This is a genomic window from Microbacterium dextranolyticum (assembly GCF_016907295.1).
Lineage (GTDB): Bacteria > Actinomycetota > Actinomycetes > Actinomycetales > Microbacteriaceae > Microbacterium > Microbacterium dextranolyticum.
The window spans coordinates 1,388,846-1,414,972 of the sequence record NZ_JAFBBR010000001.1 but is presented as its reverse complement, the minus strand read 5'-3'; the positions used below and the strand labels follow the sequence as shown (position 1 = coordinate 1,414,972).

General features: G+C 70.3%; 21 protein-coding genes. 5 read left to right on the top strand and 16 right to left on the bottom strand.

Annotated elements, in window-relative coordinates:
* Window positions 1–17 precede the first annotated feature (17 nt).
* From JOE64_RS06410 to gatC, 6 genes are all read right to left on the bottom strand, one after another.
* The gene (locus JOE64_RS06410; protein WP_204963486.1) at window positions 18–602 is read right to left on the bottom strand and encodes a zeta toxin family protein; all 585 of its coding nucleotides are present in this window, start codon (window positions 600–602) and stop codon (window positions 18–20) included.
* A complete protein-coding gene (locus tag JOE64_RS06405) occupies window positions 586–906 on the bottom strand; it encodes a hypothetical protein (RefSeq protein WP_204963485.1) in 321 nt (106 codons plus the stop codon). The genes JOE64_RS06410 and JOE64_RS06405 overlap by 17 nt, the downstream gene beginning before the upstream one ends.
* Window positions 907–947: 41 nt before the next feature.
* On the bottom strand, window positions 948–2,204 hold the full coding sequence (dinB, locus tag JOE64_RS06400) for a DNA polymerase IV (protein WP_204963484.1): 1,257 nt from the start codon (window positions 2,202–2,204) through the stop codon (window positions 948–950).
* Between the two features lie 84 nt (window positions 2,205–2,288).
* On the bottom strand, window positions 2,289–3,803 hold the full coding sequence (gene gatB, locus JOE64_RS06395; RefSeq protein ID WP_204963483.1) for an Asp-tRNA(Asn)/Glu-tRNA(Gln) amidotransferase subunit GatB: 1,515 nt from the start codon (window positions 3,801–3,803) through the stop codon (window positions 2,289–2,291).
* Entirely contained in the window at window positions 3,803–5,314 is a 1,512-nt protein-coding gene (gatA, locus tag JOE64_RS06390) for an Asp-tRNA(Asn)/Glu-tRNA(Gln) amidotransferase subunit GatA (protein ID WP_204963482.1), read from the bottom strand. Before gatA ends, gatB begins: the two co-directional genes overlap by 1 nt.
* Entirely contained in the window at window positions 5,311–5,610 is a 300-nt protein-coding gene (gene gatC, locus JOE64_RS06385; RefSeq protein ID WP_204963481.1) for an Asp-tRNA(Asn)/Glu-tRNA(Gln) amidotransferase subunit GatC, read from the bottom strand. The genes gatA and gatC overlap by 4 nt, the downstream gene beginning before the upstream one ends.
* 83 nt (window positions 5,611–5,693) lie before the next feature.
* Here gatC and JOE64_RS06380 point away from each other — a divergent pair, with 83 nt between their 5' ends.
* Entirely contained in the window at window positions 5,694–7,400 is a 1,707-nt protein-coding gene (locus tag JOE64_RS06380) for a long-chain-fatty-acid--CoA ligase (RefSeq protein ID WP_204963480.1), read from the top strand.
* Between the two features lie 27 nt (window positions 7,401–7,427).
* Here JOE64_RS06380 and ligA read toward each other — a convergent pair whose 3' ends face one another.
* The 3 genes from ligA to JOE64_RS06365 form a co-directional block, all read right to left on the bottom strand.
* The gene (gene ligA / locus JOE64_RS06375; RefSeq protein WP_204963479.1) at window positions 7,428–9,833 is read right to left on the bottom strand and encodes an NAD-dependent DNA ligase LigA; all 2,406 of its coding nucleotides are present in this window, start codon (window positions 9,831–9,833) and stop codon (window positions 7,428–7,430) included.
* A 90-nt stretch (window positions 9,834–9,923) separates the two neighbouring features.
* Window positions 9,924–11,021 (bottom strand): tRNA 2-thiouridine(34) synthase MnmA, encoded by a 1,098-nt coding sequence (gene mnmA / locus JOE64_RS06370; protein WP_204963478.1) that lies wholly within the window; start codon window positions 11,019–11,021, stop codon window positions 9,924–9,926.
* A gap of 9 nt (window positions 11,022–11,030) precedes the next feature.
* Window positions 11,031–12,203, bottom strand: coding sequence for a cysteine desulfurase family protein (locus tag JOE64_RS06365; RefSeq protein WP_204963477.1), 1,173 nt, complete (start codon window positions 12,201–12,203; stop codon window positions 11,031–11,033).
* A gap of 79 nt (window positions 12,204–12,282) precedes the next feature.
* Here JOE64_RS06365 and glgX point away from each other — a divergent pair, with 79 nt between their 5' ends.
* From glgX to glgB, 3 genes are all read left to right on the top strand, one after another.
* Complete coding sequence (gene glgX / locus JOE64_RS06360; RefSeq protein ID WP_204963476.1) at window positions 12,283–14,373, top strand: glycogen debranching protein GlgX; 2,091 nt, start codon at window positions 12,283–12,285, stop codon at window positions 14,371–14,373.
* Between the two features lie 74 nt (window positions 14,374–14,447).
* Window positions 14,448–16,547 carry an alpha-1,4-glucan--maltose-1-phosphate maltosyltransferase gene (locus JOE64_RS06355; protein WP_372432885.1) on the top strand — a complete coding sequence of 700 codons (2,100 nt, stop codon included), beginning with the start codon at window positions 14,448–14,450 and terminating at the stop codon, window positions 16,545–16,547.
* Complete coding sequence (gene glgB / locus JOE64_RS06350) at window positions 16,544–18,682, top strand: 1,4-alpha-glucan branching protein GlgB (protein ID WP_204963475.1); 2,139 nt, start codon at window positions 16,544–16,546, stop codon at window positions 18,680–18,682. Before JOE64_RS06355 ends, glgB begins: the two co-directional genes overlap by 4 nt.
* 71 nt (window positions 18,683–18,753) lie before the next feature.
* Here the strand turns inward: glgB and JOE64_RS06345 are convergent, their stop codons facing one another.
* Complete coding sequence (locus JOE64_RS06345; RefSeq protein WP_204963474.1) at window positions 18,754–19,704, bottom strand: tetratricopeptide repeat protein; 951 nt, start codon at window positions 19,702–19,704, stop codon at window positions 18,754–18,756.
* Window positions 19,704–21,488, bottom strand: a complete 1,785-nt coding sequence (locus tag JOE64_RS06340) for a DUF8094 domain-containing protein (protein WP_204963473.1) — start codon at window positions 21,486–21,488, stop codon at window positions 19,704–19,706. The genes JOE64_RS06345 and JOE64_RS06340 overlap by 1 nt, the downstream gene beginning before the upstream one ends.
* Window positions 21,489–21,662: 174 nt before the next feature.
* Between JOE64_RS06340 and JOE64_RS06335 the strand changes: the two genes are divergently transcribed.
* Window positions 21,663–22,742 carry an AI-2E family transporter gene (locus JOE64_RS06335; protein ID WP_204963472.1) on the top strand — a complete coding sequence of 360 codons (1,080 nt, stop codon included), beginning with the start codon at window positions 21,663–21,665 and terminating at the stop codon, window positions 22,740–22,742.
* A gap of 35 nt (window positions 22,743–22,777) precedes the next feature.
* Here the strand turns inward: JOE64_RS06335 and JOE64_RS06330 are convergent, their stop codons facing one another.
* The 5 genes from JOE64_RS06330 to JOE64_RS06310 are packed head-to-tail and all read right to left on the bottom strand — an operon-like array spanning window position 22,778 to window position 26,125.
* Complete coding sequence (locus JOE64_RS06330; protein ID WP_204963471.1) at window positions 22,778–23,488, bottom strand: alpha/beta hydrolase; 711 nt, start codon at window positions 23,486–23,488, stop codon at window positions 22,778–22,780.
* A gap of 1 nt (window position 23,489) precedes the next feature.
* Window positions 23,490–23,771 carry an Rv1322 family protein gene (locus JOE64_RS06325; protein ID WP_204963470.1) on the bottom strand — a complete coding sequence of 94 codons (282 nt, stop codon included), beginning with the start codon at window positions 23,769–23,771 and terminating at the stop codon, window positions 23,490–23,492.
* Between the two features lie 4 nt (window positions 23,772–23,775).
* Window positions 23,776–24,489 (bottom strand): aggregation-promoting factor C-terminal-like domain-containing protein, encoded by a 714-nt coding sequence (locus JOE64_RS06320; RefSeq protein WP_372432884.1) that lies wholly within the window; start codon window positions 24,487–24,489, stop codon window positions 23,776–23,778.
* 53 nt (window positions 24,490–24,542) lie between these two features.
* Window positions 24,543–25,109, bottom strand: a complete 567-nt coding sequence (locus JOE64_RS06315; RefSeq protein WP_204963469.1) for a DivIVA domain-containing protein — start codon at window positions 25,107–25,109, stop codon at window positions 24,543–24,545.
* Window positions 25,106–26,125, bottom strand: a complete 1,020-nt coding sequence (locus JOE64_RS06310; protein WP_204963468.1) for a phosphatidate cytidylyltransferase — start codon at window positions 26,123–26,125, stop codon at window positions 25,106–25,108. Before JOE64_RS06310 ends, JOE64_RS06315 begins: the two co-directional genes overlap by 4 nt.
* Window positions 26,126–26,127 lie beyond the last annotated feature (2 nt).

Here is a 26,127-nt window from a genome sequence, read left to right as displayed (position 1 = left end):
GTCGTCGGCCGGCACCGTCAGGGGATCTCGGCCACCAGCGTCGCCAAGTCGCGTGGTCGGTCGCGGTCGAGGTGCCGGCGCTCCTGATCCGCCCACCGATCCCAATGCGGTCGGTAGGTGTCGCCGTCGCGGGCCAGTGCGCGCGCACGTCGGGTACCGGCGGGGCTCTCCAGCCAGACGCGAATGGGTGCGAGGGCGGCGGACGCCGCGGTCAGCACGCCGGATCCCTCGATGATCAGGGGAACTTCGGGAGCGGTCGTCATCTCGGCGCCCGGCGCGGACCGCGCCCAGTCCCAGCGGTGCCAGCGTGCCGTGCGCCCCGCGCACCACGGCTCGAGGATCTGTGTGCGCGCCGTCTCGGCACCGGCGTCCAACCCGTCCCAGCCCGGGTAGACGTCGTCGAGGGCGACGACGTTCACATCGCCCGGCCATGCCGCGGCGAGGCGGGCCGCGAGCGTGGTCTTGCCGGCTCCCGACTGGCCGTCGATGAGGATGGCGACCGGCGCCGTTCCGGGCGTGGCCTCGAGACGGGCGACATCCGCGCGCACGCGGACGAGCACGGCCTCTATCGCGGCGTCGACGCCGTCAGCGCTTGAGGGCACGGATGATGCGGCTGAGTGCCCGACCGGTCACCCAGACGAAGGGGATGCCCACGGCCAGCAGCGAGACGATGTTGGGCTCGAAGCTCACGCCGTCACCGCGTCGGATGTAGGCCCCGACGGGGAACGCCGCCCCTCCGCCGCCGCCACCGGCAGCGCCGTTGCCGTCGTCTCCGGCACCGAACCCCGACCACGAGACCGCGACGGGGACGAGGCGTACGCCGTCGACGTCCTGCTGTTCGCCGTAGACGCTCGTGACGCCCAGGGACGCGGTCTGCTTGGCGAGTTCGAGTGCGAGATTGGGCATACGACCACCGTAGCCGGTGCCGTGCGCGGGCGCGACGGCCCTCACTCGCGCGGAAGCCGTGGATTCGTCGGAAGCGCGTTGACGTCACGGCGCGGTCCGAGGACGCTCGCGCGGGTGACGGCGCCGCCGCCGAATCGGTCGCGCGCGTCGTCGAGCGCGGCGTCGACGCGGCGCCAGTCCTCGTCGTCGTCCCAGAGGGTGAGGGCGGCACCGCCCCCGGGGCGCAGCTTCTCGGCGCGCACACCGATGAGGCGGACGGGCTGGGCCAGCTCGAGCTCGTCGAACAGACCGATCGCGACGTCGCCGATCCGCTGCCCCACGTCGGTCGGCTCGGCCAGAGTGCTCGCGCGCGACAGCGTCGTGAAGTCTGCGTACCGCAGCTTCAGAGAGATGGTGCGCGCCTCCCAGCCGCCACCGCGCAGGCGCCCGGCTACCCGGTCGGCGAGACGGCGCAGCTCGCTGCGCAACGTCGCCCGGTCGGCGATGTCGTGCAGGAACGTCTCTTCATGGCCGATGCTCTTCTCGACCCGCTCGGTTTCGACCTCGCGCGGATCCTGGCCGTGCGCGAGGAGCCAGACCCGTTCGCCGCCGGTGGGTCCGAGCGCACGTTCGATGACGCGCTGAGGCGACGCGAGGATGTCGGAGACGAGTCGGATGCCCCGCGCCTCGAGAGCCTCCGCCGCCTTGGGTCCGACGCCCCACAACGCCCGCACCGGAAGCGCCGCGAGAAAGGGGGCGGTTTCGGGCTCGCTCACGATCAGCAGACCGTCGGGCTTCGACATGGTCGAGGCGATCTTCGCGACATGCTTGGTCGCTGCGACTCCGACGCTGCAGACGAGTCCGGTCTCGGCGAGGACCCGCGCCCGCAGCATCCGCGCGATCTCGCCCGGCGATCCCCACAGCCGCCGTGCGCCTGACACGTCGAGGAACGCCTCGTCGATGGACAGCGGCTCGACGAGCGGAGTGATCTCCTGGAAGATCCCCATCACCTGACGTGACAGCGCGGAGTAGCGCTCGAAGTGCGGCACGACGACGATCGCCTGCGGACACAGCCGCAGCGCCTGCGCGACGCCCATCGCCGATCGCACGCCGTACCGGCGCGCCTCGTACGACGCGCTCGAGACGACCCCGCGCCCCTCCATGCCCCCGACGATCAGCGGCTTACCGGCGAGGGCGGGATCGTGGAGCACTTCGACGGACGCGTAGAAGGCATCCATGTCGACATGCAGGATGCGCGTGCCGGTGTCATCGGCGTCGTCGGGCGATACCCGCCGCCCACTGCCGTCGCCTCGTCCCACGTCGTCCATTCTGGTCGAGACCCCCGACATGCACGATGCCGCGCCCCGGTGGACCCGAGGCGCGGCATCGTGGAAGCGGCTGCGTCAGCCGGCGGCACGCTCCAGCACGAGCTCGCGCACCCGGGCGGCGTCCGCTTGACCCTTCATGGCCTTCATGACGGCGCCGATGACGGCGCCGGCTGCCTGCACCTTGCCGTCGCGGATCTTCGCGAGCACGTCGGGCTGCGCGGCGAGTGCCTCGTCGATCGCGGCGATCAGGGCACCGTCGTCCGAGACGACCGCGAGCCCCCGCGCATCCACGACCTCCTGCGGCGTGCCTTCCCCGGCGATGACGCCCTCCAGCACCTGACGGGCCAGCTTGTCGGTGAGCGTTCCGGCGTCGACGAGCTGCTGCAGGGCGGCGATGGATGCCGGCTCGACGAGCGAACCGGGCTCGACGCCCTGCGCGTTGGCGATGCGGGTGATCTCCCCCGTCCACCACTTGCGGGCGGCGGCGGGGGTGGCGCCCGCAGCGACGGTCGCCTCGAGCTCGGCGAGCAGCCCGCCGTTGACGACGTCCTGGAACTCCAGGTCGGTGAAGCCCCAGTCGCCCTTCAGGCGGCGACGACGCACCGCGGGCGGCTCGGGCAGGGCGGCGCGCAGCGACTCGATCAGCTCGACGGGCGGCGCGACCGGCAGCAGGTCGGGCTCGGGGAAGTAGCGGTAGTCGTCGGCATCCGACTTCGGACGCCCGGGCGAGGTCGTCCCGGTGTCCTCGTGCCAGTGCCGGGTCTCCTGCGTGATGGTGCCGCCGGCGGCGAGGATCGCGGCCTGCCGCTGGATCTCGTAACGGACCGCCCGTTCGACCGAACGCATGGAGTTGACGTTCTTCGTCTCGGTACGCGTGCCGAGCTTCTCCTGGCCCCGCGGGCGGAGCGAGACGTTCGCGTCGCAGCGCAGGTTGCCACGCTCCATCCGGGCCTCGGAGATCCCGAGCGACAGCACGATGTCGCGGATCGCCCGCACGTACGCGGCGGCCAGCTCGGGGGCCCGATGCTCGGCCCCGAAGATCGGCTTCGTGACGATCTCCACGAGCGGCACACCGGCACGGTTGTAGTCGACGAGCGAGTACTCGGCGCCCTGGATGCGGCCGGTAGCGCCCCCGACGTGGGTGAGCTTGCCGGCATCCTCTTCCATGTGGGCGCGCTCGATCGGCACGGTCACGATGTCGCCGCCCTCGAGCTCGACCTCGACCTGCCCCTCGAACGCGATCGGCTCGTCGTACTGTGAGATCTGGTAGTTCTTGCCGAGGTCGGGATAGAAGTAGTTCTTACGCGCGAACCGGCTCGACGGCGCGATCGAGCACCCGAGCGCCAGCCCCAGACTGATAGAGAAACGCACGGCCTGCTCGTTGACCACCGGCAGCGAGCCGGGAAGGCCCATATCGACCGGCGCGACCAGCGTGTTCGGTGCCGCGTCGTGGTTCGACTCGTGCGCGGGGTTCGCCGCGGGCGAGAACATCTTCGTGCGGGTGTTCAGCTCGACGTGCACCTCGAAGCCGAGCACCGGCTCGTACAGCTTCAGTGCCTCGTCGAAGTCCATGAGTGCGGCCTTGGCCATCAGCGGTTCCCTCCCAGAAGCGGGGCACGGTCCAGCAGCGGACCGCCCCACGAGTCGACGAGCAGTGCCTCGGCGGCGGCTCCCACGCGGTAGAGGCGCGCGTCCTCGCGGGCGGGGGCGATGAACTGGATGCCCACGGGCAGGCCGTCCTCCTCGGCGAGACCCGACGGGATCGAGATCCCTGGAACTCCCGCGAGGTTCACCGGGATCGTCGTGACGTCGTTGAGGTACATCTGCAGCGGGTCGTCGATCTTCTCGCCGATCTTGAACGCGGTCGTCGGCGCCGACGGCGTCGCGATGACGTCGACCTGGGCGAACGCCGCATCGAAGTCGCGCTGGATGAGCGTGCGCACCTTCTGCGCGCTGCCGTAGTACGCGTCGTAGTAGCCGGCCGACAGGGCATACGTGCCGAGGATGATGCGGCGCTTCACCTCGTCGCCGAAGCCGATCTCGCGCGAGCGCGCCATGACGTCCTCGACGGTGCCGCCGGGCACGTCGACCCGCAGACCGAAACGCACCGAGTCGAACTTGGCCAGGTTGCTGGATGCCTCCGCGGGAAGGATCAGGTAATAGGCGGCGACGCCGTACTCGACGTGCGGCGCGCTGACCTCGACGATCTCGGCGCCCTGCGCCTCGAGCAGCGCGAGCGCGGAGCGGAACGACGCGGAGACTCCCCGCTGGAAGCCCGAGTCGGGGAGCTCGCGGATGACGCCGACGCGCAGCCCTTTGAGGACCTCGCCCGTCGCGCCCTCGCGGGCCGCGGCGGCGAAGGACGGCCAGGCATCCGTCAACGACGTCGCATCGTGCGCGTCGTGCCCGCCGATGACGTCATGCAGGAGGGCCGAGTCGAGCACGGTGCGCGAGACGGGGCCGACCTGGTCGAGAGAGGAGGCCAGCGCGATCGCACCGAAGCGGCTGACGCCACCGTAGGTGGGCTTCATGCCGACCGTGCCGGTGACGTGCGCGGGCTGGCGGATCGAGCCGCCCGTGTCGGAGCCGAGCGCGATCGGCGCCTCGAAAGCCGCCACGGCGGCGGCCGAGCCACCGCCGGATCCGCCCGGGATGCGGTCGAGGTCCCACGGGTTGCGGGTCGGGCCGTACGCCGAGTGCTCCGTGGAGGAGCCCATCGCGAACTCGTCCATGTTGGTCTTGCCGAGCGGCACGAGCCCGGCGGCGCGCGAGCGCGCGACGACGGTCGCGTCGTAGGGCGACATGAAGCCCTCGAGGATCTTCGATCCACTCGTGGAGGGCATGTCGGTCGTGACGAGCACGTCCTTGATCGCGAGCGGAACGCCCGCGAGTTCGCCCAGCTGCTCTCCCGCGGCGCGACGCCGGTCGATGCCCTCGGCGACCTCGAGAGCGTGGTCGCTCACGTGGAGGAAGGCGTGCACGTCGCCGTCGACGTCGGCGATGCGGTCGAGGTGCGCGCGCGTCGCCTCGACGCTCGAGACCTCACCGGCGGTCAGCTTCGCGGACAGGTCCGCCGCGCTCAGGCGCGTGAGGTCGCTCACTGCTCCTCCCCCAGGATCGCGGTGACCTTGAAGCGGTCCTCGGTGGCGTCCGGCGCATTCTGCAGCACCTGCGCCGTCGTCAGCATCTCGCCGACGACATCGGCGCGGAAGACGTTCTCGAGCGGGATCGGGTGGCTCGTGGCGGGCACGTCCGGCGTCGCGACCTCCGACACCTTCGCGATGTTGTCGACGATCGCGGAGAGCTGGCCGGTCAGGCGCTCCACCTCCGCGTCGTCGAGCTGGATGCGGGCCAGCACGCCGAGATGGCGGACGAGATCAGGGGTGATTTCAGACACCACGACAGTCTACGGGCGAGCGCCACTCCCCCGATTCCGACGGCACCGCCCGGGGGAAGACCGGCGACGCTAGGCTGACGCGCGTGACGAGTTACGACCCGCCCCGCCCGTGGATCCGCAGCTATGCCGACGGGGTCCCCGCGGACCTGGCGCCGGTCGAGGGGAACCTCCTCGACATCGTCGAGGCCTCGGCGCGCGACTACCCGGACGCCCCCGCCCTGCAGTTCTTCGGGCGGACGACGTCGTATCGCGAGTTGATGGATGCCATCGAACGCGCCGCCGCGGGCCTGCAGGCGCTCGGGGTCACCAAGGGCGACACCGTCGGCATCGTTCTGCCGAACTGCCCGCAGCACATCATCGCGTTTTATGCGATCCTGCGCCTTGGTGCGATCGCGATCGAGCACAACCCGCTGTACACCCCGCGTGAGCTGCGCAAGCAGTTCGAGGATCACGGAGCGAAGACGGCGATCGTCTGGAGCAAGGTCGTCGGAACCGTGCAGGACTTCCCCGCCGACGTCGCCGTGCCGAACCTCATCAGCGTCGATGTAACCCGTGCGATGCCGCTGTCGCTGCGCCTCGCCCTGCGACTCCCCGTCGCCAAGGCTCGTGCCTCGCGCGACGCGCTCACCGAGCGGACGACGGGCGCGCTGTCGTGGGACCGGCTGCTGCAGACGGCCGCGCTCCCGGCATCCGTCCCCGGCCCCGGCACGGATGACCTCGCGATCATCCAGTACACGAGCGGCACGACCGGCACTCCCAAGGGTGCGATGCTCACGCACCGGAACCTCCTGGCGAACGCCCGGCAGGCACAGGCGTGGACGCCGTCGATCGTCCGCGGGCACGGCTGCGTCGTCTACGCCGTGCTGCCGATGTTCCACGCCTACGGCCTCACGCTCTGCCTCACCTTCGCGATGTCGATGGGGGCGCGTCTCGTGCTCTTCCCCCGATTCGAGCCGGCGATGGTGCTCGAGGTCACGAAGAAGCACCCCGCGACGTTCCTGCCGCTCGTCCCGCCGATCGCCGCCCGATTGCTCAAGGCCGCGCAGGACGAGGGCATCTCCCTCTCCGGGACCGAGGTCGCGATCTCCGGAGCGATGGCACTTCCGCACGAGCTCGTCGTGCCGTTCGAGAAAGCAACCGGCGGCTACCTCGTCGAGGGGTACGGACTGTCGGAGTGCTCGCCCGTACTCATGGCCAACCCCGTCGCCGAGAACCGCAAACCCGGCACGGTGGGGCTCCCGCTCCCCGGCACGGAGTGCCGTGTCGTCGATCCCGACGATCCGACGACGGACGTGGCCCCCGGCGAGCGGGGCGAACTGCTGGTCCGGGGCCCGCAGGTGTTCCACGGCTACTACGGCAAGCCGGAGGAGACCGAAGAAGTGCTCGTCGACGGCTGGTTCCGCACGGGTGACATCGTGCAGATCGACGAGGACGGTTTCGTCCGCATCGTCGACCGCATCAAGGAGCTCATCATCACGGGAGGGTTCAACGTGGCCCCGACCGAGGTCGAGAATGCGCTGCGCCAGCATCCCCGCGTTGCGGATGCCGCCGTCGTCGGCCTCCCGAGCGAGCGTTCCGGCGAAGAGGTCGTGGCCGCCGTCGTGCTCGACGGCGCGGGCGAGGTGGACACCGAGTCCATCCGCGAGTTCGCCCGCGGCGTGCTGACCCCCTACAAGGTGCCTCGCCGTGTGGTCGTCGTCGACGAGCTTCCGAAGTCGCTCATCGGCAAGGTGCTGCGCCGACAGGTGCGGGAGTCGCTGCTGTCGGGATCGGAATCCGTCGCCGACTGATCCGCGGTCCTCGCAGCGACGCCGGCGTCAGCCGGCGTCGGGCTCGAGCGCGTCGAGAGCAGCCGGGCCCTGTTCCACCAGGATCCGGAACTGCGCCGCATCGATGATGCGGATGCCCAGCTCCTCCGCCTTGCCGAGTTTCGACCCTGCTCCGGGGCCTGCCGCGACGAAGTTCGTCTTCTTCGAGACGCTCGAGGCCGCCTTGCCCCCCGCGGCGAGGATCGCCTCCCGTGCGCCCTCGCGGCTGTACCCCTCGAGCGAGCCCGTGGCCACGACCGTGATCCCGTCGAGCACGCCGCCCGCAGCGGCGGCCGCACCCGGGCCCGGGTGCCCGGGAATCTCCAGTCGCGCTCCCGCCGCCTCCCACCGCTCGACGATCTCGCGATGCCAGTCGACCTCGAACCACTCCCGCAGCGCGTCCGCGATGATGCCGCCCACACCCTCGACGGCAGCGAGGTCCTCGCGGCTCGCCGCGCGGATGGCCGCCAAGGATCCGAACCACTGCGCGAGCGCGCGCGCCGCGACCGGACCGACGTGTCTGATGCTCAACGCGACGAGGAACCGCCACAGATCCTTGGTCTTCGCCTTCTCGAGCTCGGCCAGCAGCTTCAGCGCCTGTTCGGAGGGCAACCTCTCACGGTGGTCCTTGCGGATGCCCCGGCGCCGACGCTCCGCGGCATCCAGGTCCTCGGTCCCCGGCGGGTACTGCGCCGGCCCGAGCTTCTGGAAGGGCGCACGGCGCACGTACTCGCCGGTGGTCTCGTCGACCTTCGCCTCTCCCGTCTCGCTGTCGCGGACGACGACCTCGATCGGCACGAGTTGGTCCAGGGTGAGATCGAACAGGCCCGCCTCGGTGACCAGCGGTGGGGTGGTGGGCGTGGACGGCTGAGTGAGAGCCGCCGCGGTGACCTCGCCGAGCGCTTCGATGTCGAGCGCGCCGCGCGAGCCGATGTGCTCGACGCGCCCCCGCACCTGCGCGGGGCACGACCGCGTGTTTGGGCACCGCAGATCGATGTCACCCTCCTTGGCGGGAGCGAGCGGGGTCCCGCAGGACGGGCAGCCCGCCGGCATGACGAACGCGCGCTCCGTCCCGTCGCGCAGCTCGACCACCGGGCCGAGGACCTCGGGGATGACATCCCCCGCTTTGCGCAGTACGACGGTGTCGCCGATGAGCACTCCTTTGGCCTTCACGACGTCCTGGTTGTGGAGCGTCGCCTGGCGGACCACGGATCCCGCAACGAGCGCGGGCGCCATCACGGCGAACGGTGTCGCACGCCCGGTGCGCCCCACCGACACGACGATGTCGAGGAGCTTCGTGTTGACCTGCTCGGGCGGGTACTTGTAGGCGATCGCCCACCGGGGGGCACGGCTGGTCGCACCGAGTTCGTCGTGGAGCGCCAGCTCGTCGACCTTCACGACGACGCCGTCGATCTCGTGCTCGGGGTCGTGGCGGTGTTCGCCGTAGTGGGCGACGTAGTCGAGCACGCCGTCGACGCTCTCGGCCGTACGGAAGTACGGACTCGTGGGGAGCCCCCACTGCGCGAGCAGCCCGTAGACCTCGCTCTGAGAATCGACCGGCGGATCGGGCCACGCGCCGATGCCGTGCACGAGCAGGCGCAACGAGTCCAATCGCGCCCGACCCGCTTCGAGTTCGAGCCCGCTCTTCTTGTCGAGTTGCTGGCGTAGCCCGCCACTGGCGGCATTGCGCGGATTCGCGAACGCAGGGAACCGGCGTGCGGCGCTGCGTTCGGCCCGCTCCTCGTCGACGTTGCGCGCCCGCATCTCGTCGGCGACACGCTCTCGCATCGTCGCCTGCAGCGCGTTGAGTCGATCGAATGCCGCAACGGGAATGTACACCTCACCGCGCACCTCGACGACGTCGGGATGCCCCGTCCCGAGCAACCGGGTGGGGATGCCGGCGACCTGAACCGCGTTGGCCGTGACATCCTCGCCGACGCGCCCGTCGCCGCGTGTCGCCGCGGAGACGAGGACACCTCGCTCGTAGCGCAGGTTGATCGCCAGACCGTCGATCTTCAGTTCGAGCAGCCATCGGACGGCGCGCCCCGCCGCGCTCCCCGTCTTCACGCACCAGTCCCGCAGCTCGTCTGCGGTGAACACGTTGTCGAGGCTCAGCATGCGTTCGGCGTGTTCGACGGGGTCGAACATCGACGACTCGGCCGCTCCGACACGGAGCGTGGGCGAGTCCTGACCCTGCACCGCGGGGAACGCTGCTTCGACGGCCTCGAGCCGGCGCATCCACCCGTCGTACGTGGCGTCGTCGACGAGTTCGGTATCGCGCCCGTAATAGGCATCACGCGCGTCGACGATCAGGCCGGTGAGGCGCTCGGCCTCGTCCCTCGCCTCGTCGAGCGTCGTCGGGAGAGAGTCGTCGGTTGCGGTCACCCGGACAGTGTAGGTCGACACCTCCGACATGCCCCGCCCCCTTGACCTGCACGTCGACGCTCGGCACGTCGCGCCGATGACGGCCGGGACTACCCGGACCTGTCTCGGCGTCGCAGCGGGTCAGGCGGGAACAGGCACCGCCGACACGGTGCGGTCGATCGTGAACTGGCCGATCACGCGGGTGCCGTCGTAGAGGACCGCGGTCTGACCCGGCGCGACGCCGTCGAACGGAGCGTCCGGAACGACCCGGATGCCCGCGGCGCTCAGCTCGGCGCGCGCCGGGACGGGCTCGGCGTGGGCCCGGATCTGCACGTGGCATCCGAACGCTCCCGTCTCGGGCGCCCGGCCCGCCCACGAGAGGCGCTCCCCCGCGATCTCCGCGGTCGCGAGGGCTTCCTTGGGGCCGACGACGACAGTGTTCGACACGGGCCGCACCTCGAGCACGAAGCGGGGCTTGCCATCCGCGGCGGGAACACCGAGCGAGAGTCCCCGGCGCTGGCCGACCGTATAGGCGTGCGCACCCTCGTGGCTGCCGACGACGGCGCCGGTCCGGTCGACGATCTCGCCCGTCTCGGCGCCGACCCGCTCGGCGAGCCACCCGCGGGTGTCGCCGTCGGGGATGAAGCAGATGTCGTGGCTGTCGGGCTTCTGCGCAACGGTGAGGCCGCGTGCCGCCGCCTCAGCGCGGACGACCGCCTTGGACGGGGTCGACCCGAGCGGGAAATAGGTGTGCGCCAACTGCTGCGCGGTCAGCACTCCCAGCACGTACGACTGGTCCTTGGCTTCGTCGCTCGCGCGATGCAGCTCGCGGCCGTCCGGCCCGTCGACGAGCGTCGCGTAGTGCCCCGTGCATACGGCGTCGAACCCGAGCTCCAGGGCGCGCTCCAAGAGGGCCGCGAACTTGATCTTCTCGTTGCAGCGCATGCACGGATTCGGGGTCCGCCCGGCACGATACTCGGCGACGAAGTCGTCGATCACGTCATCGCGGAATCTCTCCGAGAAGTCCCACACGTAGAAGGGGATGCCGAGGAGATCCGCAGCGCGACGGGCATCCATCGCGTCCTCGATCGTGCAGCAGCCGCGGCTGCCGGTCCGGAGCGTCCCCCCGGCGCGCGAGAGGGCGAGGTGAACGCCGACGACGTCGTGCCCCGCCTCGACCGCACGAGCCGCCGCGACGGCCGAGTCGACGCCGCCGCTCATGGCCGCCAGGATCCGCATCGCTCCAGTCTACGAGCGGCGCGCCGCACCGGCTCCGGATGCCCGGGCGTAGGCCTCGGGCAGCGCGGCGAGCACGGCGTCGACATCCTCCGCCGTGGAGGTGCGCCCCAGGGTCATCCGCAGGACCGAGCGTGCCGCCCGCTCGTCCCGTCCCAGCGCGAGCACCACGTGCGACGGTTCGGCGACCCCCGCCTGGCACGCCGACCCGGTGGAGACCGAGATGCCCGCCTGGTCGAGGAGGAACAGCAGCGATTCCCCCGCCGCGCCGGGGAACAGCACGTGCACGTTCCCCGGGATCCGCTCGAGCGGGTCGCCGAGCAGTTCGGCGGCGGGGATCGCCCGGCGGATGCCCGTGATCAGCCGCTCGGCGAGAGCCGTCAGGCGCGAGGCCTCGTCGGTCAGCTCGGCGACGGCTTCCTCGAGTGCGGCGGCGAGCGCGGCGGCACCGGGAACGTCCGGAGTGCCGGAGCGGAGCCCCCGTTGTTGCCCTCCCCCGTGCAGCAGCGGGACGAGGGCGGCGTGACGGGAGACGACGAGAGCGCCGGTCCCGACCGGGGCTCCGAACTTGTGGCCCGACAGGCTCAGCGCGACGAGCCCCGTCGAGCCGCGCGCTTCGCCCCGCCACCGGTCGAACACGACGGGGACGTGCCCGACCGCCCCGACCGCGTCGAGATGGAGGGGCACCCCGGCGTCGGAGGCGGCGCGGGCGAGCGAGGGCGCATCCTGCACGGTCCCGACCTCGTTGTTGACGACGAGCGCCGTTGCCAGGGCCGCACCGTCGAGGGCATCGGAGAACGGCGCTGCGGTGATGCGCCCGAACTCGTCGAGCGGCACGGAGCGCACCTCGGCGTCCTGCGTCGCCAGCCAGCCGACCGTGTCGAGGGTGGCATGGTGCTCGCCGTCCGGCAGCACGATGGCCTGCGTCCCCTCACCCCGCGCCCACCAGAGACCTTTGAGCGCCAGATTGACCGACTCGGTGCCGCTGGAGGTGAAGACCACCTCGATCGGCTCGCAGCCGAGCACCGCGGCGACACGTTCGCGCGATTCCTCCAGCAGCCGGCGGGCGACCTGGCCCGATCCGTGCACCGACGAGGCGTTGCCCACCTGTGCGGACGCACCGATCCACGCATCGCGCGCGCTCGCGCGCAACGGAGCCGATGCGGCGTGATCGAGGTAGATCATGGTCCCCCTGCACGCCCGCCTGCGACACCGAGGCCCGCCCGGGGCGAGACGCCGGCGCGGGCTTACTACTCTAGAGCGCATGGCCACCCCCCAGTCGATGACCAGCCCCGCCTTCCTCGACACACGCTTCGACGACCTCGGTGTGACTCTCGGCCCCGACGGTGGCACCCTGCGCGTCTGGTCGGGTCAGGCATCCTCGGTCGAGCTCGTCGTCTTCGACGACACCGACCTCGACTGGATCACCGCGGTGGAGGACCTCACAAACGTCGGCGACGGCATCTGGTCGGTCACGACACCGCGTCTGACGGCGGGAACCCGGTACGCGCTGCGCGTCGACGGCCCCACGGGGGCGCGCAACCTCTTCAACGCGCAGACGCTTCTGCTCGACCCGTACGCGAAGGGGCTCGTGCCGGTCCGCCGCGGCGAGTGGCGCTCGATCGTGGTCGATCCGCAGACGACGGTCGCGCCCGTCCGTCGTCCGGCGACGCCCTGGGATCGGACGGTGATCTACGAGGCGCACCTGAAGGGCCTCACCAAGCGGCATCCGAGCATTCCGCCGGCGCTGCACGGCACGTACGCGGGCCTCGGGCACCCGGCGATGATCGAGCATCTCACCGGTCTGGGCATCACGGCGGTCGAGCTGCTCCCCATCCACGCGTTCGAGACCGAGCCGCGGCTGCTCGCCCACGGCCTGACGAACTACTGGGGCTACAACACGCTCAACTTCTTCACTCCCCACGGTGCCTACGCGACCGCCGAGGCCCGCGCCGCCGGCCCCGACGCGATCCTGCGCGAGGTGCAGCAGATGGTGGCCGCGCTGCACGACGCGGGCATCGAGGTGATCCTCGATGTCGTCTACAATCACACCGCCGAGCTCGACATCGGTCAGCCCCGTTCGAGCCTGCGCGGCATCGACAACTCCGGCTACTACCGGCAGCACGACGACGGCACCTACATCGACGTGACCGGCTGCGGCAACGCGGTCGACACGTCCACGGATGCCGCAGCGCGCCTGGTCCTCGATTCGGTGCGCTACTGGGCCGAGGTCGTCGGCGTCGACGGATTCCGCTTCGATCTCGCGGCCACACTGGGCCGCGACGCCCAGCACACCTTCCACGCCGACCATCCGCTCCTGCGCGCGCTCGTCGAGGATCCGCGACTGCAGGGTGTGAAGATGATCGCCGAGCCGTGGGATGTGGGCATGGGGGGCTGGCAGACCGGCGGCTTCGGCGACGGGTGGTCGGAGTGGAACGACGGCTACCGCGACCGGGTACGGAACTTCTGGCTCAGCGACATCGACTACACGCGCCGCGCCGGGTCGCCCCCTGCCGGCGTGGGGCGATTCGCGACGCGGCTGGCCGGGTCGTCCAACACGTTCTCCGAAGAGCGCGGCCCGCTCGCGAGCGTGAACTTCGTCACCGCACACGACGGCTTCACGCTCCGCGACCTCGTCTCCTACGACGTCAAGCACAACCTCGGCAACGGCGAGCAGAACCGCGACGGGGCCGACACGAACCGTTCGTTCAACCACGGCGCCGAAGGCCCCACAGACGACCCCGCGATCCTCGCGAACCGCCGCAAGGCGATGAGGAACCTCTTCGGCACACTGATGCTGTCGGCGGGGGTCCCGATGATCGCGGCGGGCGACGAGTTCGGTCGGACACAGCGCGGCAACAACAACGCGTACTGCCACGACTCCGACCTCACCTGGGTCCATTGGCAGCATGCGGCCTGGCAGGAGGATCTGCTCGCCCACGCCCGCACTCTCGTGCGGCTGCGGCAGGAGAACCCCGCGCTGCGGCCGCGCCGCTTCGCCGAGGAGGATCGCGTCGTGCCGAGCGCATCGGTGATCCATTGGTACGACCGCCACGGGGAGGCGATGTCCGGCGAGCGCTGGTCGGATGCCACGAACCGCACCCTCCTCTACGACGCACGCTCCACGCCCGAGGACGAGGCCCCCAACCGCATCCTCCTCGTGGTGCACGGCGACGAGAGCCCGGTCGAGGTGACGCTCCCCCGCCTGGACGGAGTCACCGGGTACACAGCGCTGTGGTCGAGCGTGCCGGAGCGCCCCGATCACGTTCCCGCACACGTCCACGCACCCGGCGACGTCATCGCCCTGCCGGGGACCGCCCTCCAGCTGTTCCGGGTCGAGCCTCTGGTCGGGTGACGCACCCGTCGCACTCCTCCGCCGAGCCTGTGCACCTGTTCCGCGCGGGTGGGGCGCGGCGGTAGGTTCGACACGTGGCCTCGAAGAACCGAACACCCGCCGTCCGGACGGAAGCCGCGCCGAGCGTGCGCAGCACGTCGCAGATCCCTCTCCGCGAACCGCAGACGTGGACGGGCGCCCCCGAGACCCGCATCGGCAGGATCCCACTGTCGCTGCCGCATCCGTCCGTCCCGGATGCACGGTACGACCCGTCCGCCTTCGTCGGCGAAGCGGTGCCGTTCCAGGTGACGGCGTTCCGCGAGGGGCACGACATCATCGGCGTGCACGTACGACTCACCTCTCCCGCGGGCGTCGAGACCCTGCACCGACTCGAGCCCCTGCACGATGGGTTCGACCGATGGCGGACACTCGTCGCACCTCTCGAACAGGGGCGATGGACCTTCCGGTTCGAAGCGTTCGCCGACGACTTCGCGACGTGGGAGCACGCCGCGGATCTGAAGATCGCCGCCGGAGTGGATGCCGCGCTCATGCGCGAGATGGGCGCGCGGCTGCTTCTTCGCGCGGCCTCCGAGAAAGACCGCGGCTCGGCGCAGATCCGCGTGCTGAAGGCCGCGGCGACCCGTCTGCGCGATGCGGCAGTGTCCGACGAGGATGCGCTCGTGACCGTGCGCGACCCCGACCTCGCGGCTTTCTTCTGCGAGCGGCCGCTGCAATCGCTCGTGACCGCGGGCGAGGACGAGGTCCTCCTCGTGGAGCGCGAGCGCGCGGGCGTCGGCGCGTGGTACGAGTTCTTCCCGCGGTCCGAGGGGGCCAAGCGCCGCAAGGACGGCTCGATCAAGAGCGGCACGTTCCGCACGGCGGCCAAGCGTCTGCCGGCCGTCGCGGGCATGGGCTTCGACGTCGTCTACCTCGTGCCGATCCATCCGATCGGCGAGACGAACCGCAAGGGCCGCAACAACACGCTGACGGCGATGCCCGACGACCCGGGCTCGCCCTACGCGATCGGCTCGCCGCTGGGCGGGCACGATGCGATCCATCCCGAGCTGGGAACGGCGGCGGACTTCCGCTTCTTCGTCCGCGCCGCCCGTGCCGAGGGCCTCGAGGTAGCACTCGACCTCGCTCTGCAGGCGTCGCCCGACCATCCGTGGGTCGCCGAGCATCCGGAGTGGTTCACGACTCTTCCCGACGGCACGATCGCCTACGCGGAGAATCCGCCGAAGAAGTACCAGGACATCTATCCGCTGAACTTCGACAACGATCCCGCGGGCATCTACGCGGAGATGCTGCGGGTCGTTCAGCACTGGGTCGCGCAGGGAGTGAAGATCTTCCGCGTCGACAACCCGCACACCAAGCCCCTGCAGTTCTGGGAGTGGCTCATCGCCACCGTCAACGCCGCCGACCCCGACGTGATCTTCCTCTCCGAGGCCTTCACCCGCCCCGCGGTCATGCGGTCCCTCGCGATGGTGGGATTCCAGCAGAGCTACTCGTACTTCACGTGGCGGAACACCAAGGAGGAGCTCGAGGAGTTCCTCGGATCGGTCTCGCACGAGACGAGCGACTACATGCGCCCGAACCTGTTCGTGAACACCCACGACATCCTCACCGAGTACCTGCAGTACGGCGGACGTCCCGCGTACAAGGTCCGTGCGGCTATCGCTGCGACGGCGGCGCCGATCTGGGGCGTGTACGCCGGCTACGAGCTCATCGAGAACGTCGCGCGCCCCGGGTCGGAAGAGAACATCGACAACGAGAAGTACGAGTACAAGCTGCGCGATTGGGAGGGCGCCGAGGAGCGCGGCGAATCGCTCGCCCCGTACCTGCGACGGCTCAACGAGATCCGCGCCGCGCATCCCGCGCTCCGTCAGCTGCGCAACTGGTCGGCGCACTGGAGCGACGACGACGCGATCCTCGTGTACTCCAAGCACCTCGATGCCGCGCTGTCACCCGACGGGCGCAGCGACACGATCATCGTCGTCGCGAACGTCGATCCGCACTCGGTGCGGCAGACCACCGTGCACCTCGACACCCGCATCTGGGGCGTCGAGCCCGGCACACCGTTCGAGGTCGAAGACCTCGTCACCGGGGCCACCTGGACCTGGAATCAGGACGCCTTCGTCCGCCTCGATGCGTTCGTCGAGCCCGTTCACATCCTGCACGTCAAGGAGTCTCGATGAGCACCACCCCCGACCACATCCTCGACGCCGTCGCGAGCGGGTCGTACCACGCTCCGCACGACGTGCTGGGGCTGCACCAGCAGCCCGATGGATCCTGGGTCATCCGTGCACGCCGCCCCATGGCGACGACCGTCACCGCCGTGACGGACACCGGTGCCCGGATGCCGCTGACGCACGTGCGCGCCGGGATCTGGGAGGGGGCGAGCACCTCGCGTCCGGACGCGTACGACCTCGTCGCCACCTACGACGGCGGCGCCGAGCACCGCAGCGACGACCCCTATCGTCACCTTCCGACTCTCGGAGAGGTCGACCAGCACCTCATCGGCGAAGGACGCCACGAGCAGCTGTGGAACGTTCTGGGCGCCCATGTCCGCCGCTTCCCGGGCGTGAGCGGGGTGGCGTTCTCGGTCTGGGCGCCGAACGCGCGCGCGGTGCGGGTCGTCGGCGATTTCAACTCCTGGGACGGGCAGTCGCACGCCATGCGCAGCCTGGGCTCGACCGGCGTCTGGGAGATCTTCGTGCCGGGACTCGGCGCCGGCGTCGCGTACAAGTACGAGATCCTCACCCCGCACGGCGGCTGGATCATGAAGGCCGACCCGATGGCGCAGCGCGCCGAGGTGCCGCCTGCCACGGCATCCGTCGTCACCGAGTCGACGTACACGTGGGGCGACGACGACTGGATGACCGCGCGCGCCGAGCGCTCGCCGCTCGACCAGCCGATGTCGACGTACGAGCTGCACCTCGGATCGTGGCGTCCGGGGCTCGGCTACCGCGAGGCTGCCGATCAGCTCGTGGACTACCTCACCGAGCTGGGCTACACGCATGTCGAGTTCCTGCCCCTGTCCGAGCATCCGTTCGGCGGTTCCTGGGGCTACCAGGTATCCGGCTACTACGCGCCGACGAGTCGATTCGGCTCGCCCGACGACCTGCGCTACCTCATCGACCGCCTGCACCGGGCCGGGTTCGGCGTCATCATGGACTGGGTTCCCGGGCACTTCCCGAAGGATGCCTTCGCCCTGGCGCGGTTCGACGGAGAAGCCCTCTACGAGCACCCCGACCCCCGCCGCGGCGAGCACAAGGACTGGGGAACACTCATCTTCGACTACGGCCGCAACGAGGTGCGCAACTTCCTCGTCGCGAACGCGCTGTACTGGCTCGAGGAGTTCCACGTCGACGGCCTGCGTGTGGACGCCGTCGCCTCCATGCTCTACCTCGACTACTCGCGCAACGAGGGCGAATGGGAGCCGAACATCTACGGCGGCCGCGAGAACCTCGAGGCGATCCGCTTCCTGCAGGAGGTGAACGCCACCGCGTACAAGCGCTACCCCGGCATCGCGATGATCGCCGAAGAGTCGACGAGCTACCCCGGAGTGACGGCGCCGACCAGTGCCGGGGGCCTCGGCTTCGGGTTCAAGTGGAACATGGGCTGGATGAACGACACGCTCGTGTACTTCCAGCGCGACCCGATGTACCGCGCCCACCACGAGGGCGAACTGTCGTTCTCGTTCGTCTACGCCTTCAGCGAGAACTTCGTCCTGCCCATCAGCCATGACGAGGTCGTGCACGGCAAGGGCACGCTCATGACACGGATGCCCGGCGACCACTGGCAGAAGCTCGCCAACGTCCGCGCGTTCCTGGCGTACATGTGGGGCCACCCCGGCAAGCAGCTGCTGTTCATGGGCCAGGACTTCGGCCAGCTCTCGGAGTGGTCCGAGAGCCGGAGTCTCGACTGGTGGATCCTCGACCAGCCGCCCCACCGTCAACTGCTCGATTTCGTCGGGGCCCTCAACCGGGTCTACAAGGAGCACGCGCCGCTCTGGTCGCGCGACAGCGACGGGGGCGCGTTCCGCCACCTGGGCGCACCGAGCTGGAATCCGAACGTCATCGCCTTCTCGCGCGTCGACCACCACGGCAACACGGTGGCCGTCGTGTGCAACTTCTCGGGCGAGCCGCTGCACGACTTCACCCTCGAGCTGCCCGCGGGCGGCGAGTGGACCGAGCTGCTCAACTCCGACGCAACGCAGTACGGCGGATCCGGGGTCGGCAACTTCGGCACGGTCCACGCCGACGAGAACGGGCGCGCGACGATGGTGCTTCCCCCGCTGGGCGTGCTCTGGCTGGGTCACAGCTCCTGATCCACCACGACGAGTGAGGGGCCGGTCGAGTTCGTCTCGACCGGCCCCTCACTCGTTGGACTGACGACGTGTCAGAACAGCAGCGACGACAGCCGCCCCCGTGCACGGAGCACGCGTGCGTCGGCATCGCCGACGAGGTCGAACAGCTCCAGCAGCCGCTCTCGGACGGGCCCGCGCTCATCCGTCGGAAGCGCCGCGAAAAGGTCGAGCAGCCGGCCGAACGCATCGTCGACGTGGCCGCCGGCCAGATCGAGGTCGGCCACGGCGAGCTGCGCGGCGATGTCGTGCGGGGCCGCGGCCGCCGCGGCGCGCGCCGCCTGAAGATCGAGATGCTGCACGCGCTCCAGCAGGCGCACCTGCCCGAGTCCGGCGCGCGCCTCGTCGTCGCGCGGGTTCTCCGCGAGAGCGGCTTCGTACGCCGTCGCCGCCCGCGCATAGTCACCCGCCTCGATCGCGTCGAACGCCTCCTGATGGAGCGGAGGCAGCTCCGGCTCCGCGTCCTCGGGGGTCGCAGCATCCGAACCGGCCACCGGAACGACGCCCGTGACGCCCTGCTGCGCCGCGAGCTGCAGCAGCTGCGCGAAGACCTCACGCACCTGCTGCTCGGGGACCGCGCCGGTGAACAGCGGCACCGGCTGCCCTGCCACCAGAGCGACGACCGTGGGAATCGACTGAGCACGGAACCCCTGGGCGAGCTGGGGGTTCGCGTCGACATCGACCTTGGCGAGCACGAGCCGGCCGGCGAGTTCGAGGACCACCTTCTCGAGAACGGGACTCAGCTGCGTGCACGGCCCGCACCATTCGGCCCAGAGATCGACGACGACGGGCACGGAGCGGGAGAGCTCGAGCACCTGGCCGAACGTCGCGTCGGTGACGTCGACGACGAGGCCCGGCGCGTCGCCCTGGGCGCGCGCCTCGGCGGCGACGGGTTCGCTCGGGCGCGAACGGAGACTCGACAGATCGACCGCGCCGCGCAGCACCGCCGCGGGGTTTTGTCCGGATGCCGGATGGGGAGTGCTCATCAGCCGACCACTTTCGCTTCGAGGACGTTCGAGGAGTAACCGAGCAGCTGGATGCGCGCCTTCGAACTCTGGCTCGGGACGAAGAAGAACAGCTGGTTCGCGTAGGTCGTGCTGAACCCCGTCGACGACTGCGCGGCACCGGCAAGGTTCTGCACCACGGGGTTCCCGTCGACCTTGATGACGGCGTCGGCGTTCGTCGGCTTGACCGTCTCGAGGTCGTCGACCGTGACTGCGACGATCGCACCGGAGTCGAGGGTTGCGAGCGCGACCGGCGCAGTGGAGGCGGCCTGCGCCGAGAACGTCATCGCACCGGTCTGCGCACCGGTCTGGTTGAACGCGTCCAGTCGGCTCTTGCGGTTCTCGGAGAGCTGCTTCTGGAAGGCATCCTCGTCGTCGTCGAAGAGCGCGGCGAACTGGCTGCCGGTGCCGTTGGTGACGACGTCCGCGTAGGCGGTGGCGAGATTCTTCGGCGCGATCGCGAGGAAGGGCGAATCCGCGGGGATCGGAATGGCCCCGACGTAGTCCGGTGCGAGATTGAGCTTGGCGTCGGATGCCAGGTCGGCCAGCGTCGACAGCTTGTACGGAGACCACGGGTCCTGCTGAGTGATGCTCATGATGACGTCGGGCTTCTGCGTGCCGCCCGCGTCGCTGCCCGCCGCGACGGCGAAGAAGACGCGCGGCCACTCGTCATTGGCTTCGGGCAGGACCACCTCGAGGTGACCGCTCGGCACCGCCGGGAGCGCCGCCTGATCGGCGATCGCGCCTCGCAGCACGTAATTCGTCTTGCGCGTGGCGAGGGCGGTGCCGTCGAGTCGGATCGCGGCCGCCGCGGCGTCGCGATTCTGATCGGCGGTGGCGACGTCGCTCGCGATGCGTCCGACGATGCGCTCCGCCTGAGCCTGCGTGACGACGGGGCTCCCCTGGTCCTCGGGGACGACGACGGAGGGCGACGGCGACGGCGTCTCGGTGGGGACCAGCTGCGGCCAGGCATCCGGCGTGCAACCGGTTGCGAGCACCGCCGTGACGGCGAGCGCCGGAACGACGACGAAGGCACGCCTGCCGCGCGTGAGGCGCCGCCGGGGCGGAGTCGCCGAGACGACGCCCTTGTCGGCGCCCTCGACGGCGAGGTCGATGGGCTCCGTGACCGGCAGGGGCAGGCCCTTGCGCCGGGGTCCGCGGGAGCGTCGCACGTGGCGAACACCGAGCACGTACAGAACGATGCCGACGGCGAGCAGAAGAGAGCCGAGGATGATCAGGGGCCCCGCCCACGGCGTGGCGTTGCGCACCGGCCACGTGAGGCTCAGCGACGACGGCGCCGGCTTCACGCCATCGGTGGCGACGAGCAGGCTCATGTCCGCGGGCAGCTGCAACGGGGTGACCAGCTCGTCCTGCTGGTCGAACTCGTCGAGCCACAGGTCGGAGCCCACGGGGTTCAGAACCGCGCTGCCCGCAGGCGGCTTCGCCGCCGCCGCGACGGAGTCGGAGACCAGCGCGCCGTCCTTGAGCGAGAGATGCGTGTAGTCGGAGCGTGCGAGCCACGCCTCGATGTCGCCCGTGCGACCGTAGGCGGCGAAGATCTGACCCGGCTCCTGCACTCGCAGCGTCTGCGAGCCGTCGTGGCTGTTCAGAACCGCTCCGTCGATGAGCACGTAGGGAGCGTCGCCGGCCACCGCGATCGCCTGACTCTCGGTCTTCGGCCCCACGAACACCGTGCGCTGCGCAATGCCCGCACCGATCATGAGAGCGGCCAACACGAAGGCGGCCACAGCCCACACGAAACGCACGAATCACACCTTCCTGCACCGACCGAGCGGGTCCGGCGGCGCATTCTCGACGTTTCAGACTAGCGAAGTCGACCTGTGCGTCGCCCGGGAGGGTGTCAACCCCCGCGTCCTCCCCCGCTCCGCGGGATACTCTGCGTAGTCTGTCATCACCATCTGGCACCACGAGGAGCTCGCGTGAAGTTGCACCACCCGTTCCGCACGGCATTGATCGCGACGCTGGGCGTGGGGGTGGGCATCCTCCTCATCACGAGCATCGAATCGCTGTCCTCGATCCTCCTCTACGTCGGCACGGCTCTCTTCCTCGCGCTGGGCCTCGACCCGCTCGTGTCGTGGCTCGAGAGGCGCGGCCTGCCGCGATGGGCGGCGCTGCTGATCACGTTCGTCGCGGTGCTCGCGGTGTTCGCCGGCATCATCCTGATCGTGATCCCCGTGCTGGTCGGCCAGATCGCGCAGTTGGTGACGCAGATCCAGACGCTGGTGCAGAGCGCGGTCGACGGCAAGTGGGATCCGGTCGCCGCCGCATCCGATTGGCTGCACCAGACGTTCCCGGCGTTGAACGTCGACGAGGTGTTCCGATACATCTCCGAGTGGTTCAACACACTGGACTTCGGAAAGATCGGCACGTCCGCCGGAAGCGTTCTGCTCGGAATCGGCGCGGGCATCATCTCCGGCTTCACCGGAGCGCTGATCGTCCTCATCCTCACGATCTACTTCACGGCTTCGACCCCGAACCTCAAGTCGGCCGTCTACCAGCTGGTCCCGGCGTCCAAGCGCGCCCGCTTCATCGATCTCTCCGAGCAGATCACCGCGTCGGTGGGGCACTACGTCATGGGGCAGGTGACGCTGGGCGCGATCAACGGTGTGCTCAGCGCGATCTTCCTGTCGATCATCCAGGCCCCGTTCCCCGCAGTGCTCGCCGTCGTCGCGTTCTTCTTCTCGCTGATCCCCCTCGTCGGAACGCTCACCGGCTCGGCGATCATCGTGCTGACCTGCCTCATTCCGGGATTGGGTTCTCCTGTGACGGCGCTCGTCGCGCTCATCTGGTACGCGATCTACATGCAGATCGAGGCCTACGTCCTCTCGCCGCGCATCATGAACCGCGCCGTGTCCGTCCCCGGAGCCGTGGTCGTGATCGCCGCGCTCGCGGGCGGATCGCTGCTCGGCCTGCTGGGAGCCCTCGTCGCCATCCCGGTGGCGGCCAGCATCCTCATCATCTACCGCCAGGTCGTCGTTCCCCGCCAGAACGAACTGTGAGTGCCCCTGCGGCGTGATCTCCCCCGCGGGGCCTCTCAGTCCGCCCAGTCGGTGGGCAACGGCAGTGCGTCCGGGTTGACCGCTGCGACGATCTCGGTCAGCACGCGCCGGGTCTGGCTCTCCCCCACCCACAGATGCTTGCCGCCCTCGACGGCGATGAGGGTGGCATCCGGCACCGTTGCGAAGCGCTCGCGCGCCTCGTCCGGGCGCAGGTAGTCGTCGAACTCGGGGACGAGCACCACCATGCGGCGCCGATCCCCCGCCCACGCGGCGACCTCCTCGGCGCTGGCACGGTGAAGCGGGGGCGAGAGCAGGATCACACCCTCGACGTCATGGTCGCGGCCGTACTTCAGGGCGAGTTCCGTGCCGAACGACCAGCCCACCAGCCACGGACGTGGAAGGCCGCGCTCGCGCACGACGTCCATCGCCGCGGCGACATCGAAAGCTTCGGCGCGCCCTCCGTCGAACGTCCCGTCGCTGGTTCCCCGCGGCGACGTCGTCCCCCGCGTGTTGAAGCGGAGCACCGCGAGGTCGGCGAGCGCGGGCAGCCGGGCCGCGGCCTTGCGCAGGATGTGCGAATCCATGAACCCGCCCGCCGTCGGCAGAGGATGCAGGGTGACCAGTGTGGCGACCGGCGGGCGCGTCTCGGGCACGGCGAGCTCGCCGACCAGTCTCAGGCCGTCGAGGGTGTCGAGCTCGATGTCCTCGCGTCGTGCGGGCAGCAGAACGGGTCCGCGGATCTCCATGTCAGCCGATCCTCCAGCAGGTCGTGTGCCAATGTCTTCTGGCGGCCAGGTCGGCGGCATCGCCGAGCACCCCGTCGGCCCGCCAGGCCACGAGGTGGGCCGTTCCCGGAGTGACGTCGCGTCCGCACCCCGGGCACGTGTACGTCTTCTGGGCGGCGCTCGCGCTCACGGGCTGCACCGTCCAGCTCACGCCGCGGCGCACCTCGGTGCGCTTCCAGCCGCTCAGCAGTCGATCGAAGGAGCCGTCGTCGGGTTCGCGACGACGACGGTTCGCGCGCGGCATCCGCTCAGTACCAGCCCGTGGACTGGGAATGCCCCCACGCGCCGCACGGCGTGCCGTAGCGGCCGGAGATGTAGCCGAGGCCCCAGCTGATCTGCGTCGCCGGGTTCGTCTCCCAGTCGCTTCCTGCGGAGGCCATCTTGCTGCCCGGGAGGGACTGCGGGATGCCGTAGGCCCCGCTGCCGGCGTTGTACGCGTTGACGCGCCAGCCCGACTCCTTGTTCCAGAGCGCGACGAGGCAGGCGAACTGGTCTTCGCCCCAGCCGTTCGACTGCAGCATGCCGTAGGCCACCGCCTGTGCCGAACCGGGGTCGGGCGACACGAACGGGGGCGACCACACCGCTGCGGACGACCCCGTCGGCGCAGATGCGGTCGGGGTCGGGGTGGGAGTGGGCTTCGGCGCCACGTACACCGTGTACCCCGCCTGCCCCCGATCGAGGGTCGTCGGCACCGCCGAGGCGGCGAGGTAGGCCTGCGCGTCGGCCAGCGTTCCCGCATAGAGCGACACCGGCGGCACCGTGACTGCTTCGGCGCGCGGCGACGACGCGAGCGGACCGATGTACGCCGCAGCGAAGCCCGCGACCGCGAACACGGCGAAGAAGCTGGACACACGGCGGCGACGCCGCCAGCGACGGTTCGTCGCGGCTGCGCGCTCGACCGAGGCGGATCGCGCGACGGGGGCACGGTCGACGGTCGGGGTCAGGTCGGCGTCGGGGGTCACAGTGCTCCGATTCTACGCGCGTGAGACGCACCCGTGCCACGGCGGCGTGGCGGTCAGACGACGGCGAGCATGACCTTCACGACGGCATCGAGAACGGCGTCGACCTGGGCCTCGCTGTAGCCGCGGCGCTGCATGCGGAACGCCACCCCCCGCACCTGCTCGACGGTCACGGGCTCGCCGTCCTCGAGGAACCGCGCGATCTTGTCCGCGACGATGTCGACCTCGTCGACGCGATAACCGAAGCTCAGCAGTCCCACACGACGAAACCGCCGCTTGCGCGGGCGCGTGAGCCGGTCGAGCACCTCTTGGGCGAGCTTGCGCGATTGGCCCACCCACGCGCGCGCTCCGGCGCGGCCCAGGGCGTGTTCGCGCTCGCGTGCCGCGAACGCATCCTCGATGCGGCCGAGGGCCGCATCGACGGCCGCCACCTGGTAGCCGCCGCGGACCAAGGGGAAGGCGACGGTACGGACGGCCACGGAGTCCATGCCCGTCCCCTCGGACGATTCGAACGCGTCGCGCGCTCGCGTCAGAAAGGCGTCGACCTCGTCCGGACGGTAGCCCTTCTGCCGGCGGGGAGCGCGCGGGAAGGGGGCGGGAGGGGTCATGGTCTCATCGGTCATGCAGTCACCAGAGGGAAGAAGAGGAAGTACAGGGCGAGTGCCGCGGCGGCCGACGGGAGGATCGAGTCGAGGCGATCGAGAACACCGCCGTGGCCGGGGAGCCAAGAGCTCATGTCCTTGATGCCGAGGTCGCGTTTGATCATCGATTCGCCAAGGTCGCCGACCGTCGCGCACCCCAGGATCACGATGCCGAAGATCGCTCCGGCCCACCACGGGATGCCGAGGACGAAGATGCCGTAGAACACGGCGACCACGGCGGTGGCCACCGCACCGCCCGCGAATCCCTCCCACGTCTTCTTCGGGCTGATCCGGGGTGCCATCGGGTGCGATCCGAAAGCGAGTCCGCTCGCGTAGGCACCCGTGTCGGCCGCGACGACGACCACCACCATCCCGAGGACCCAGAGTTCCCCCTGGTCCTGCCGCAGCAGCACCAGCGTGAGCGAGCCGAGGAAGGGCACATAGAGCGCGATGAATCCCGAGACGAGGATGTCGGTGAGCACGTCTCCGTACCGACGTCCGTCGCCCGCGGTCATCTGCGCCAGAAGACGCCAGACCACGAGCACCGCCACAGCCGCGAAAACGATCACCCAGTGCGTGGCATATCCGACGAAGTACCCCGCGAGCATCACGAACGCACCGACGACGACCTGCGGGACCACATCGACACGGTGTCCCGCGGTCTGCAGTGCCCGGGAGAACTCGAACACGCCCAGCAGGCACACGGGCAACGCGAAGAGCAGGAACGCCCACTTCACGAACAGCAGCGACGCCAGCACCAGCACGCCGACGCCCACGCCGATGAGGATCGCCATCAGCAGGTTGCGCCCGGTGCGCTCGTTGATGCGGTCCTGCACCTGCTCAAAGTCGGCACGCGCCTTGTCGATCTGGTGTTCGAACTCGCTGCGCGCGGCGCGCACGTGCTCGCCGAACGCGGACGCGTCCGTGGGTCGGCGCGTCACCGCGCGAGTCGGAGCGTCCTCCTCGCCCGAGGCGGGTTCGTCGGAGGGATCGGTCATCG